This window comes from Sulfitobacter sp. HI0129 (assembly GCF_001635395.1).
GTDB lineage: Bacteria > Pseudomonadota > Alphaproteobacteria > Rhodobacterales > Rhodobacteraceae > Sulfitobacter.
Map to the genome: position 1 here is coordinate 1 of NZ_LWGH01000243.1, position 11,023 is coordinate 11,023.

The 11,023-nt window shown below is 61.8% G+C and carries 16 protein-coding genes; 8 read left to right on the plus strand and 8 right to left on the minus strand.

The genetic code is table 11. The features are described from left to right. Positions 1-68: 68 nt before the first annotated feature. Positions 69-647, minus strand: coding sequence for a 2-amino-4-hydroxy-6-hydroxymethyldihydropteridine diphosphokinase (folK, locus tag A3764_RS04240; protein ID WP_082865893.1), 579 nt, complete (start codon positions 645-647; stop codon positions 69-71). A gap of 166 nt (positions 648-813) precedes the next feature. Between folK and A3764_RS04245 the strand changes: the two genes are divergently transcribed. After that, positions 814-1,365, plus strand: coding sequence for a LabA-like NYN domain-containing protein (locus tag A3764_RS04245; protein ID WP_067923609.1), 552 nt, complete (start codon positions 814-816; stop codon positions 1,363-1,365). 18 nt (positions 1,366-1,383) lie between these two features. Here the strand turns inward: A3764_RS04245 and A3764_RS04250 are convergent, their stop codons facing one another. Next, positions 1,384-2,304 carry a response regulator gene (locus tag A3764_RS04250; RefSeq protein ID WP_067923611.1) on the minus strand — a complete coding sequence of 307 codons (921 nt, stop codon included), beginning with the start codon at positions 2,302-2,304 and terminating at the stop codon, positions 1,384-1,386. A gap of 285 nt (positions 2,305-2,589) precedes the next feature. Here A3764_RS04250 and ispH point away from each other — a divergent pair, with 285 nt between their 5' ends. The 5 genes from ispH to A3764_RS04275 are packed head-to-tail and all read left to right on the plus strand — an operon-like array spanning position 2,590 to position 5,638. After that, on the plus strand, positions 2,590-3,537 hold the full coding sequence (gene ispH / locus A3764_RS04255; RefSeq protein WP_067923614.1) for a 4-hydroxy-3-methylbut-2-enyl diphosphate reductase: 948 nt from the start codon (positions 2,590-2,592) through the stop codon (positions 3,535-3,537). Then, positions 3,534-3,983: a DUF3429 domain-containing protein gene (locus A3764_RS04260; protein ID WP_067923114.1), complete on the plus strand. Its 450-nt coding sequence runs from the start codon at positions 3,534-3,536 to the stop codon at positions 3,981-3,983. Before ispH ends, A3764_RS04260 begins: the two co-directional genes overlap by 4 nt. Beyond that, positions 3,980-4,573, plus strand: a complete 594-nt coding sequence (locus A3764_RS04265; RefSeq protein ID WP_067923111.1) for a class I SAM-dependent methyltransferase — start codon at positions 3,980-3,982, stop codon at positions 4,571-4,573. Before A3764_RS04260 ends, A3764_RS04265 begins: the two co-directional genes overlap by 4 nt. After that, positions 4,566-5,018, plus strand: a complete 453-nt coding sequence (rnhA, locus tag A3764_RS04270; RefSeq protein WP_067923107.1) for a ribonuclease HI — start codon at positions 4,566-4,568, stop codon at positions 5,016-5,018. Before A3764_RS04265 ends, rnhA begins: the two co-directional genes overlap by 8 nt. Next, a complete protein-coding gene (locus A3764_RS04275; protein WP_067923104.1) occupies positions 5,015-5,638 on the plus strand; it encodes a trimeric intracellular cation channel family protein in 624 nt (207 codons plus the stop codon). The genes rnhA and A3764_RS04275 overlap by 4 nt, the downstream gene beginning before the upstream one ends. 3 nt (positions 5,639-5,641) lie before the next feature. On the opposite strand, the gene A3764_RS04280 is transcribed toward A3764_RS04275, so the two are convergent. From A3764_RS04280 to def (A3764_RS04300), 5 genes are read right to left on the minus strand one after another with little or no spacing between them, the layout of a single operon-like run. Then, positions 5,642-5,878, minus strand: coding sequence for a hypothetical protein (locus A3764_RS04280; RefSeq protein ID WP_067923101.1), 237 nt, complete (start codon positions 5,876-5,878; stop codon positions 5,642-5,644). Between the two features lie 3 nt (positions 5,879-5,881). After that, positions 5,882-6,814: a methionyl-tRNA formyltransferase gene (gene fmt / locus A3764_RS04285; RefSeq protein ID WP_067923098.1), complete on the minus strand. Its 933-nt coding sequence runs from the start codon at positions 6,812-6,814 to the stop codon at positions 5,882-5,884. Then, positions 6,811-7,308, minus strand: a complete 498-nt coding sequence (def, locus tag A3764_RS04290; protein WP_067923095.1) for a peptide deformylase — start codon at positions 7,306-7,308, stop codon at positions 6,811-6,813. The genes fmt and def (A3764_RS04290) overlap by 4 nt, the downstream gene beginning before the upstream one ends. Further along, complete coding sequence (def, locus tag A3764_RS04295) at positions 7,305-7,805, minus strand: peptide deformylase (RefSeq protein ID WP_067923092.1); 501 nt, start codon at positions 7,803-7,805, stop codon at positions 7,305-7,307. Before def (A3764_RS04295) ends, def (A3764_RS04290) begins: the two co-directional genes overlap by 4 nt. Continuing rightward, the gene (def, locus tag A3764_RS04300; protein WP_067923090.1) at positions 7,802-8,320 is read right to left on the minus strand and encodes a peptide deformylase; all 519 of its coding nucleotides are present in this window, start codon (positions 8,318-8,320) and stop codon (positions 7,802-7,804) included. The genes def (A3764_RS04295) and def (A3764_RS04300) overlap by 4 nt, the downstream gene beginning before the upstream one ends. Before the next feature lie 98 nt (positions 8,321-8,418). On the opposite strand from def (A3764_RS04300), the gene A3764_RS04305 reads away from it, so the two are divergent. Next, entirely contained in the window at positions 8,419-9,588 is a 1,170-nt protein-coding gene (locus A3764_RS04305) for a MalY/PatB family protein (RefSeq protein ID WP_067923087.1), read from the plus strand. 30 nt (positions 9,589-9,618) lie between these two features. Here the strand turns inward: A3764_RS04305 and A3764_RS04310 are convergent, their stop codons facing one another. Next, positions 9,619-9,966, minus strand: coding sequence for a hypothetical protein (locus tag A3764_RS04310; protein WP_067923084.1), 348 nt, complete (start codon positions 9,964-9,966; stop codon positions 9,619-9,621). Positions 9,967-10,156: 190 nt separating this feature from the next. Between A3764_RS04310 and A3764_RS04315 the strand changes: the two genes are divergently transcribed. Beyond that, positions 10,157-11,023 (plus strand): threonine-phosphate decarboxylase (locus A3764_RS04315; RefSeq protein WP_201722397.1); only part of this gene is annotated, 867 nt, incomplete at its 3' end.

Sequence of the window (11,023 nt, forward strand, 5' to 3'; positions counted from 1 at the left end):
ATGCTCCAATAGATCAGATGTTGCTGGAATGAGTGTATCTAGGCCCCTTTCCAGCGGTTTACAAGCACCTATTCCAAGGCGGTCACACCGTCGATGTCATCCTTGGACAGGCGGGCCAGCATCTGCCTTACGGTCAGGCCGGTGAGCGGATGCACCCAGTCCGGCGCCACCTCTGCCAGAGGGACAAGAACGAAGGCGCGATCCTCCATGCGAGGATGCGGCAGGATCAGTTCTTCGGGGGTCTTACCCACCTGTTCCGACAGGGGCATTTCCCGCCAGCGACGATGTGTCGCGGCATCCGGCAGCACCGTATCCCCCACCGCAAGAAGGTCGAGATCGAGCGTTCGCCGCCCCCACCGCTCCCCCCGCTTCCGCCCCATCATTGCTTCGATCGCATGCAGATGGCCAAGGGCTTCAGCCGCGGTCCAGTTTGCCTCTAAATTTGCCGCCGCATTGACATAATCTGGCCNATTTCCCGGGGGAAAAGCCGGGCTGTGATACAATCTGCTAGCAGCACGAATCGTCGCGCCGCTTCGTTCAAGTTGTGCCTGCGCTTCGCGCAACAACTCAGCCGAAGTGGCGGTTTTTGACGCAAGGTTACTGCCGAAGGCCACTAGAATACGGTTGCGAAACACACGATTTGACACGCTGGATGCTCCTGAAAGGACGGGTTGATCCGACTGCAAAAGAATATAGGTAACGTAAACGTAAAGCCGGAACCGGGAACTAAGTCGATGCTAGGGTTCGGTTTCCAATAAAAAGAACAAATGGTGAGGCGGGTTGTTACCCGCGCGGACCTCAGAAGGGAATATGATGTTCTATAGGGACGAGCGGCTGGCTCTCTTCATAGATGGCTCGAACCTTTACGCCGCGGCGAAGACGCTGGGGTTCGACATCGACTACAAACTTTTGCGTCAGGAGTTCATGCGCCGGGGCAAGCTCCTCCGGGCATTCTATTATACCGCGCTCCTTGAAAACGACGAATATTCGCCCATTCGCCCCCTTGTGGACTGGCTGAACTACAACGGGTACTCGATGGTGACTAAACCGGCCAAGGAATATACTGACAGCCTTGGCCGTCGGAAGGTCAAGGGAAACATGGACATCGAGCTTGCCGTCGATGCCATGGAACTCGCCCCTCATGTCGACCATATCGTGATCTTCTCGGGCGATGGTGATTTCCGCCCGCTGGTCGAAAGCCTTCAGCGGCAGGGCGTGCGCGTTTCCGTTGTCAGCACGATACGAAGCCAGCCGCCCATGATCGCCGACGATCTGCGTCGGCAGGCCGACAACTTCATCGAACTGGAAGATTTGCGCGACGTCATCGGACGGCCCCCGCGCGATAACGCCCCGGGCGAACAATAGACGGCGAAGACGCGGTCGTTACCGCCCGAGGCGGCCGATCGCGTTTTCAATGAGATGCAGCGGCCATGTGTCCTTCGGCTGTTCGGCATAGCTCGCACTGGCGAAACTGACGCGCGTTCTGAGGCCGCAGCACCGCAGATAGGCTTCATCCATCTCGGCGAAGACCTTGGCCAGATCGCGGTGCACCATCTCGTTCAGGTCCGGCAGATCCACATAGGACATCAACAGAAACAGGCCGCGCCCTTTGTGACAGACCAGTCCTTTTAGCTTTCCCACCTGCTCCACCAGGGCATCCGCGACCGCGCTTAGATAGGATACCTGCCGTTCGGCAGAAAGACGGCGCATGATGCTGTCCATATCCTCCACCTGCAATGCAACGACATTGAGCTTTCGCCCCGAACTCGGCTCAAGCTGGAGCAGGCAGTTCTCGAACGCGATGGGAGAGACGAGACCGCCGTCCCCCAGCTTCTTCATGGCACCGCGCTGCTTCATCATCTCGATATGCTGCGGCAAGCTTTCACCCGCCCCCGCCGTTGCGTGGGCCCGGTGCCAACGCGCGATCTCGAAGCTATGCATCTCTATGGCATGCATCCGGGTTTCGAGATCGAAGAGTTCGAAGGGTTTGACCAGATAGTCCAGCGCACCCGCGGCGAAAGCCTCCGCGATATATTGGGGGCTTTCCTGTGCGGTCGACATCACGATCGGCACGAAAGCATAGACAGGCCGACTGCGAATATCGGCGATAAGTTCGATCCCGGATTTATCCGGCATCTTGATGTCCAGTAGAAAGCAGTCGAAGGGGGTTCTCGTCGCGTCGATCTGTTCGATCGCATCCGCCGCGTTCTGTGACAGGTGAACGTCGGCATATCCTATATTCAAAAGGAAGGTTTTGCAGATATCCAGAACGATCGGGTCATCATCGACGACGAGTATCTTCATAGGCTCAGTACCATTACTCTGAGGGCCCACGCGAGAGAGGCGCGACCACCTCGATTATTTGAGCGTTAACGTAGGGTAAACGCCCGTGCATAACTCTATTGATGAGCGGACACTCGCCTACCCTATGCCAATCTTATCCACAACTCCACCAATTTTTTAACCTAAAGTTGAACTTGTTAACAATTTTTAAACCAAATCGAAAAATGTGTTTTTTCGGTGTCAATACCGGGGGTCTGGACGCATCCCGCCCCAACCCTTACCTGTGCCCCAACGCAGGAGGCATCGATGTCCAATACGCCGCTTACTCTCTACCTTGCCGCGCCACGCGGTTTCTGCGCCGGTGTGGACCGTGCGATCAAGATCGTCGAGATGGCGTTAGAAAAATGGGGTGCCCCAGTCTTCGTGCGGCATGAGATCGTGCACAACAAATATGTCGTGGACGAATTGCGCGAACGCGGCGCGGTCTTCGTGGAGGAACTGGACGAATGCCCCACCGACCGCCCGGTGATCTTTTCCGCCCATGGCGTCCCCAAAGCCGTCCCCGCCGCGGCCGAAGCGCGCAACATGATCTACGTCGATGCGACCTGTCCGCTCGTAAGCAAGGTACATATCGAAGCCCAGCGACACCATGAGGCCGGCCTCCAAATCGTCATGATCGGCCACGCGGGCCACCCTGAAACCGTCGGCACCATGGGCCAACTCCCCGAGGGTGAGGTGCTGCTGGTCGAAACCCCCGAAGATGTGGCAACGCTCAGGGTGCGGGACCCCGAGCGGCTTGCCTATGTCACCCAGACCACCCTCAGCGTTGACGACACAACCGATATCGTAGCCGCCCTGAAAGCGCGGTTTGCGGCAATCGTCGGCCCCCACAAGGAAGACATCTGCTATGCCACGACCAATCGGCAGGAAGCGGTGAAGGCGATGGCCCCTCATTGCGATGCTATCCTTGTGGTCGGCGCACCGAACTCTTCCAACTCCCGCCGCCTCGTCGAGGTAGGCGCCCGGGCCGGATGTGCCTATGCGCAACTGGTACAGCGCGCCACCGACATCGATTGGCGCAGTCTCGACGGTATTCGAAGCATCGGCATCACCGCTGGCGCATCCGCCCCCGAAGTGCTGATCGACGAGGTCATCAATGCTTTCCGGGATCGCTATGACGTCACTGTCGAACAAGTCGAAACCGCGCAGGAGCGGGTTGAATTCAAGGTCCCCCGCGTCCTGAGGCAGGCATGAAGGGCATTCCGTCCGGGGCGCTTACCCTCGGGCTGGCAGGTTTGATCCCCTTTTTCTGGGGCGCTCTGCTGATCCTCGGTCTCGACGCTGGCAGGCTGCCGTTGCCCGCGGCGCTGCAGGGCGACGGGCGTCTGGTTCTTCTGCGCTATGGCGGGATCATTCTGCCGTTCATGTCCGGCGTGCTCTGGGGTTTCGCGACGAAAACGACGGGCGCGCGGGCGACAATGGGATACGCCCTGTCGGTACTGCCCGCCCTGTGGTGGTTTTTCGCACCCGGTACGGGGCCGGTCAGCGCGCTGACGTCGCTGCTCTCAGGTTTCGTGGCCCTGCTGCTCTTGGACTATGCCTTCTGGCGGTGGGGACTGGCCCCGCGGTGGTGGATGTCCTTGCGGCTGCTGCTGACAGCCGGCGTCGTTCTGTCCCTTGGCGTCGGTATACTCGCATGAACGACAGGCGCACCTTCGACGTCTATGCCGAACGCGCGCAGGAATATGCAGACACCACCGCCCCCGGCATTCTGGATGATCCCTTGCTTGCCGATTTCATCGCTGGCCTGCCGCCGGGGGCGCGGGTTCTCGACCTGGGCTGCGGGCCCGGTGGGTTCGCGAAAGTGATGGCAGACGCTGGGCTCGACGTGGTCGCGATGGACCCGGTACCGGAAATGGTGGCGCTTGCCGCGGCTGCCGAAGGGGTTACCGCCCGCTTGGGCAGTTTCGACGATCTTGACGAAATCGATGCCTATGGTGGCGTCTGGGCCAACTTCAGCCTGCTGCATGCCCCGCGCACCGAAATGCCCCGGCATCTCGCTGCCATTCACGCGGCCTTGCGCAAGGGGGGAAAGCTGCACCTAGCCGTCAAAACCGGCAAGGGAGAGAAGCGTGAGAGCCTGGGTCGCCTTTACACCTATTATGAACCGGCGGAACTCACCTCTCTTCTCCGCCAGGCCGGCTTCGTGGTTCGCAAGACGACCACGGGCCGCGACAAAGGGCTGGACGGCACCATGGCGGATTGGATAGCAGTCGCAGCCGATGGCTGAGATATTTGCATACACAGATGGCGCCTGTTCCGGTAATCCCGGCCCCGGTGGCTGGGGCGCGCTGATCCGCGCCATGGACGGCGACCGGGTGGTGAAGGAGCGCGAGTTGAAGGGCGGCGAGGCGGCCACCACGAACAACCGGATGGAGCTTCTGGCGGCGATCAATGCGCTGGAAACCATGGCACGCCCCACCAAGCTGACGCTGGTCACGGACAGCAATTACGTCAAGAACGGCATCACCAGCTGGATTCATGGCTGGAAGAAAAACGGCTGGAAAAACGCCGCCAAGAAGCCGGTCAAGAACGCCGAACTCTGGCAGCGGTTGGACGCGGCCAATGCCCGCCATGACGTGACATGGAAATGGGTCAAGGGCCACGCGGGCCATCCCGAAAACGAACGCGCGGATGCGCTTGCCCGCGCGGGCATGGCCCCCTTCAAGCCATGACTTTGGTGGCGCTGCTGGATTACGCCTCGGTGCTGGTCTTTGCCATCACCGGCGCGCTGGTAGCGAGCCGGGCGCAACTTGACCTGGTGGGCTTTGCCTTTGTGGCCTGCCTCACGGCGCTTGGCGGTGGCACGATCCGTGACCTGCTGCTGGATCGCAATCCGATCTTCTGGATCGACAATCCGACCTACCTCGCCGTCGGGGTCTTTGCAGCACTCGTCGTCTTCTTTACGGCGCATCTTCTGGAAAGCAGGCTTCGCACTCTGATCTGGCTCGATAGTCTGGCGCTCTGCGTGGCCGTGGCGGCCGGGGCGGGCGTCGCTCTCGCGCTTGAGCAAACTGCAATCGTTGTCGTTCTGATGGGGATGATCACTGGCTGCATGGGCGGGCTCCTGCGTGATGTTGTCGTCGGTCAGGTGCCGCTGGTGCTGAAGCAGGGGGAACTCTACGTTACGGCGGCCTTCGCCGGTGCAGCCACGGCGGCTGCCCTTGCCGCCTACCTTCCGGCAGTGACGGCGCCGCTGTTGGCGGGGGCGGCTGTTACCTGGGTACTGCGGGCCGGATCGCTTTTCTGGGGATGGCACCTGCCTGTCTACAAGAGCAGCCCGCCGAAAACCTGAGGCTCAGCGCCGCCAGTGAAACGGCACGATGATCAGCGCCCCGATGGAGGAGGCGATGGCATTGAGCCCCGGGCTGCCGAAGCCGATGCCGAACATCAGCCGGACGAAATAGAACAGGAACGCGCCGCCGATGCAGATGATGATCGATTGCAGGATGCCATTGTGGGTAAATCCGGATTTTTCGCTGAGATACCCCACGATACCCGCAATCACGACCGTACCCATGATCGTTGGAAACATCGCCTATCCTCCGGTCAGGCGGGTACCCGCCGCGATCTGCATGCCACGTTGGAAGTCGGCCACGTCCTGTGCGGCTTTGCCGGCGCGCTGCAAACGGGTGAGCTGAACGGCACCTGACCCGCAGGCCACTGTAAGCGCCTCGTCCAGAACAAGACCGGCTGCGCCGGACCCTTCCGCAAGGGTGGAATGAAGCACCTTGATCCTCTGGCCTTCATGTTCGAACCACGCGCCCGGAAAGGGGGAGAGGCCGCGGATCTGCCGGTCCACCTCTTCCGCGGGGCGATGCCAGTCGATCCGGGCCTCGGCCTTTTCGATCTTCGAGGCGTAGGTCACGCCATCATCCGGCTGGGGGATCGGCTCCAGCGTTTCCAACCGCGCCAGCACGTCCACGATCAGATTGGCGCCGGAACGGGCCAGCCGGTCATGCAGGGCGGCGGTCGTATCCTCACCCGTGATCGGCATGCGCACGCAATCCAGAACCGGGCCCGTATCCAGCCCCGTTTCCATCTGCATGATACACACGCCCGTTTCATCATCCCCCGCCATGATCGCGCGGTGAATGGGCGCGGCGCCCCGCCACCGCGGCAGCAGGCTTGCATGGATGTTGAGGCAGCCCTGCGCAGGCGCATCGAGGATGGCAGCCGGCAAGATGAGACCATAAGCCACCACCACCGCCAGATCGGCGCCAAGGGTCGCGAATTCCGCCTGTGCCGCGGCGTCCTTCAGGCTAACCGGATGGCGTACGGTAAGGCCCAGCGCCTCTGCCCGCTGGTGTACCGGGCTGGGACGCGGGCGCTTGCCCCGCCCGGCGGGCCGGGGCGGCTGCGTATAGACACAGGCGATGTCATGCCCAGCGCCGTACAGCGCATCGAGAGCGGGCACCGAGAACTCCGGCGTTCCCATGAAGACGATGCGGCGCTGCTTTTGCCCGCTCATCGGGCGGCCTTCCGGGCGCGGCGCAACAGCATGTCCCGCTTGGTCTTGCTCAAGCGGTCGAAATACATCTTTCCGGCAAGGTGATCGATCTGATGCTGCACGGATGTCGCCTCCAGCCCTACGAAATCACGGCGCGTCACCATCCCGGTTTCATCGATGTAGCGCACGGTAACCCCCCGGGGTCGGGATATGCGCGCGGATGCGCCGGGCAGGTTGGGGCTCGCTTCATCATGGTCGTTCATGACCGCGGAGGCATCGATGATCTGGGGGTTTGCCAGCCGGATACGACGGTTGCGCCCCTGCGAGGCATCGACGACCGCAAGCTGCAACATGATCCCGATCTGTGGCGCGGCGAGGCCGACACCGGGCATGGCATCCATGGTATCTATCATGTCGTCCCAGATCGCGCGCACTTCGTCCGTGATCTCCTCCACCGGCTCTGCGCCGCGTCGCAGCCGGGGATCCGGCCAGGGTATACAGCGGCGGACGTTCACGGGCGTGGCGGCCTTGGCCGGCTGTCCGCAGGGGCGGCGTTCCGGTCGATGCGGTCATAGATCACCACACCGTTCAGATGATCGAACTCATGCTGGACCAGCACCGCCTCCACTCCGGAAAAAACGGCTTCGCTGCGGGTCATTCCCGGCCCGTCCCAGCGCAGGGTTACCTCCCGCGCGCGCGGAACCATCATGCTTTCGCGCGGGATGGACAGGCATGCTTCCTCGCCCACTTGCATCTCGTCGGACATCGTGATGATCTCAGGGTTCACGAAGGCCATAGGCGTAGGGATTCCGGTTTTCCAGCCTCCGTCGATCACGAAGACACGTTCGTGCCGCCCGACCTGCGGCGCCGCAAGCCCGCGCCCCGGGGCGGCATACATCGTGTCGAACATATCCGCGATGAGCGTATCGATGTCCGGCGTGATCTCGGCGACCGGCGCACAGTGAACACGAAGAAACGGATCGGGCCATTTCAGGATCGGCAGAACGCTCATTCGCGTGCAAGCTCCCGCTTCAGCTTCACCATCTTTCGCGTGATCATCTGGCGTTTGAGTGGCTTGAGATAATCGATGAAAAGCTTCCCGTCGAGATGGTCGATTTCATGCTGGACGCACGTCGCCCAAAGCCCATCGAAGGTTTCGCGCTGCTCCCGGCCCTCCCGGTCGAGCCATGTCACCTCAACCTCGGCGGGGCGGGTTACGTCTGCGAATTGCTCGGGGATGGACAGGCACCCCTCTTCGTAGGTGTTCAATGTGTCGGAGGATGCGACGATCTGCGGGTTGAACATCACCAGCGGGCGCGCGGCGACGCCTTCCTCCTTGACGCAATCCATCACGATCAGCCGCTCCAGCACACCGACCTGCGGCGCGGCAAGACCGATGCCCGGGGCATCGTACATGGTGGCCAGCATGTCGTCGGCCAACGCGCGCCGGGCGTCTGACAGATCATCGACGGCCTGGGCCGGCTTTTTCAACCGTGGATCGGGATGCAATAGGATCGGGCGTATCATGTCAGTGATTTAGGCGAAGCCTCGGGCTGCCGCAACCGGGGGCTTGCGGCCCGGGCGATTGTGGCTAGCCTGCCGGTCCGGGACAACAGGAGACATCCATGAGTTTTGACGAAATCATCGAGCGCCGCGGCACCCATTGCTCAAAATGGGACGCGATGGAGAAAGTCTACGGCGTTCCGGCCGAAACGGGCATTGCCATGTGGGTGGCCGACATGGATTTCCGCCCGCCCGAGGTGGTGCAGCAAGCCTTGCAGCGGCAGATCGACCATGGCGTGTACGGCTATTTCGGCGACGATTCCGAATACCTTGGCGCGATCCAGTGGTGGATGAAAAACCGCCACGGCTGGGATGTCGCGCCTGAGTGGATCTTTACGACACACGGGCTGGTGAACGGCACCGCCATGTGCGTGGATGCCTTTACCCAGCCCGGGGACGGGATCGTGTTGTTCACCCCGGTCTATCATGCCTTCGCCCGGGTCATAAAAGCGGCAGGGCGCGAAGTGGTCGAATGTGAACTCGCACTGGATGACGGGCGGTACACCTTCGATTTCGACAGCTACGACGCGCAGATGACCGGTCAGGAAAAAATGCTGATCCTCTGCTCTCCCCACAATCCCGGCGGCCGCGTATGGACCCGGGCGGAACTGCAGAGTGTCGCCGATTTCGCCAAGCGCCACGATCTGCTGATCGTTTCGGACGAAATTCATCACGACCTTCTGATGCCCGGGCAAAGCCATACACCGATGGCCCTGCTGGACGGGATCGAGGATCGGCTCATCGTGATGACGGCGACGACGAAGACCTTCAACATCGCGGGCAGCCATATCGGGAACGTCATTATCCCCCATGCCCAACTGCGCGCCAAATTTGGAAAGCGCATGGCCGCGCTTGGCCTGTCCCCGAACTCCTTCGGGCTTTTCATGGCGACAGCGGCCTACTCGCCAGAGGGCGCCGCCTGGGTCGATGATCTATGCACGTACCTCGACGGCAATCGCCGGGTCTTTGATGAGGCTATGAATGCGATACCCGGCCTGCGCTCCATGCCGCTTGAATCGACCTATCTGGCTTGGGTCGATTTTTCAGGCACGGGGATGGAGAGGGAGGAGTTCACCCGCAGGGTGGAACAGGACGCACAGATCGCGGTCAACCACGGGCCAACCTTCGGCAAGGGTGGCGAAGATTATCTGCGCTTCAATATCGCAACGCCCCGGGCACGGGTGGTGGAAGCCTGCGAAAGGGTGCGGCGCGCATTCGCTGACCTGCAATAGACATTCGCAGGTACCGAAAGGCCGCCCCGCTCAGATACCGATCAGCGCGACGGGTGCGTTGTCGTCGCGTACGAAATCGGCAGCGGGCCGGTCCGCAACCCGGGTCGCGCGTTTGAACTCGTAGTGCATTTCACCGTCGATCTCATCCACGGCGACGACGAGGCAGCGCATCAGATGTGTGGCCCCGTCATAGACATCGACAAGCCCGCGCAGCTGGGGCACCTCTTTGGGGTCCAGCGCAAAGCCGTTCCCCTTCATGCGCAGAATGGAATGGCGTGCGCCATCCACCTCGATCCGCAGCCGCGTCGCTTTTCTTATGCTGGCGGCCCGCGCAGCGTTGAGCCCGGCCCGAACTTCCGTCGATAACATCGCTTCCATATCCACACCCCCTCAGGTCAGGCTGCCGCAAGCATCGCAAACATCAAGTTAATTATTTGCGACAATCTGGGTCAGCCCCGTGATCCGGCAAGAAAATTTGAGGCCAAAGCACAGCGAAAGCCCTGCATGAAAGGCGTCTTTACTTGATCCGTGCGCCAATTTGCGTTTTGTCGCCGGAGGCGTCGCGAAAATGCGCAGCGGGCGAAAGCGGGGATATGTGTCGGGAAACATTAGGGAGCATGGCGGAGGATTGGACGCGGCCGCGAAACGATTCGGGGGCCACCGCGCCGATTGGATCGATCTTTCGACCGGCATCAATCCTCGGCCCTACCCAGTGCCCCGCCTGTCACCGGATAGCTGGACCGCCCTGCCCGACAAACGCGCACAGGAACGATTGATCGAGGCCGCGCGGCATTTCTGGAACGTGCCACCGGACGCTGCCTTGCTTGCCGTGCCGGGCGCCTCTGCCGCGATCGCGCAAATCCCCCGGCTGGCGTCGCCGGGGCGGGTCAGCATCGCGCAGCCCACCTACAACGAACACGGCGCGTCCTTCGCCGCCCACGGCTGGACAGAGGTCCCCGAGAGCGAGCAGGCCGAGGCCGCCGTCATCGTGCATCCGAACAACCCCGACGGCAGAACCTTCGACGCTTCGGCGCTGACCGCCCCATTGATGATTGTGGATGAAAGCTTCTGCGACGTGATGCCTTCCGCCAGCCTCATGCCCCATGCCACGAGGCCCGGTCTGCTGATCCTGAAAAGTTTCGGGAAATTCTGGGGCCTCGCCGGCCTCCGGCTGGGCTTCGTGGTGGGGGACCCGGCATTGATCGCGCGGCTTGCCGACATGCTCGGCCCCTGGCCGGTAAGCGGCCCCGCGCTCGAAATCGGCACGACCGCGCTGCGCGATACCGCCTGGGCGGAGGCAACCCATCAACGCCTGCGCGCCGATGCAGCCCGGCTGGATCAACTCGCCAAAAAGGCGGGCCTGCAGCTTGCGGGGGGCACCGATCTGTTTCGCCTCTATGAAACGCCGGATGCCGCGCTTTGGCAGGAACGGCTG

Excerpts from the sequence above, each read along its gene's own strand:
- A3764_RS04310 (WP_067923084.1), bottom strand. The coding sequence starts at position 9,966 with ATGGAAGCGATGTTATCGACGGAAGTTCGGGCCGGGCTCAACGCTGCG.
- A3764_RS04275 (WP_067923104.1), top strand. The coding sequence starts at position 5,015 with ATGACTTTGGTGGCGCTGCTGGATTACGCCTCGGTGCTGGTCTTTGCC.
- ispH (WP_067923614.1), top strand. The coding sequence starts at position 2,590 with ATGTCCAATACGCCGCTTACTCTCTACCTTGCCGCGCCACGCGGTTTC.
- rnhA (WP_067923107.1), top strand. The coding sequence starts at position 4,566 with ATGGCTGAGATATTTGCATACACAGATGGCGCCTGTTCCGGTAATCCC.
- A3764_RS04265 (WP_067923111.1), top strand. The coding sequence starts at position 3,980 with ATGAACGACAGGCGCACCTTCGACGTCTATGCCGAACGCGCGCAGGAA.
- A3764_RS04305 (WP_067923087.1), top strand. The coding sequence starts at position 8,419 with ATGAGTTTTGACGAAATCATCGAGCGCCGCGGCACCCATTGCTCAAAA.
- A3764_RS04245 (WP_067923609.1), top strand. The coding sequence starts at position 814 with ATGTTCTATAGGGACGAGCGGCTGGCTCTCTTCATAGATGGCTCGAAC.
- A3764_RS04280 (WP_067923101.1), bottom strand. The coding sequence starts at position 5,878 with ATGTTTCCAACGATCATGGGTACGGTCGTGATTGCGGGTATCGTGGGG.
- def (WP_067923092.1), bottom strand. The coding sequence starts at position 7,805 with ATGAGCGTTCTGCCGATCCTGAAATGGCCCGATCCGTTTCTTCGTGTT.
- fmt (WP_067923098.1), bottom strand. The coding sequence starts at position 6,814 with ATGAGCGGGCAAAAGCAGCGCCGCATCGTCTTCATGGGAACGCCGGAG.
- A3764_RS04260 (WP_067923114.1), top strand. The coding sequence starts at position 3,534 with ATGAAGGGCATTCCGTCCGGGGCGCTTACCCTCGGGCTGGCAGGTTTG.
- A3764_RS04250 (WP_067923611.1), bottom strand. The coding sequence starts at position 2,304 with ATGAAGATACTCGTCGTCGATGATGACCCGATCGTTCTGGATATCTGC.
- def (WP_067923090.1), bottom strand. The coding sequence starts at position 8,320 with ATGATACGCCCGATCCTATTGCATCCCGATCCACGGTTGAAAAAGCCG.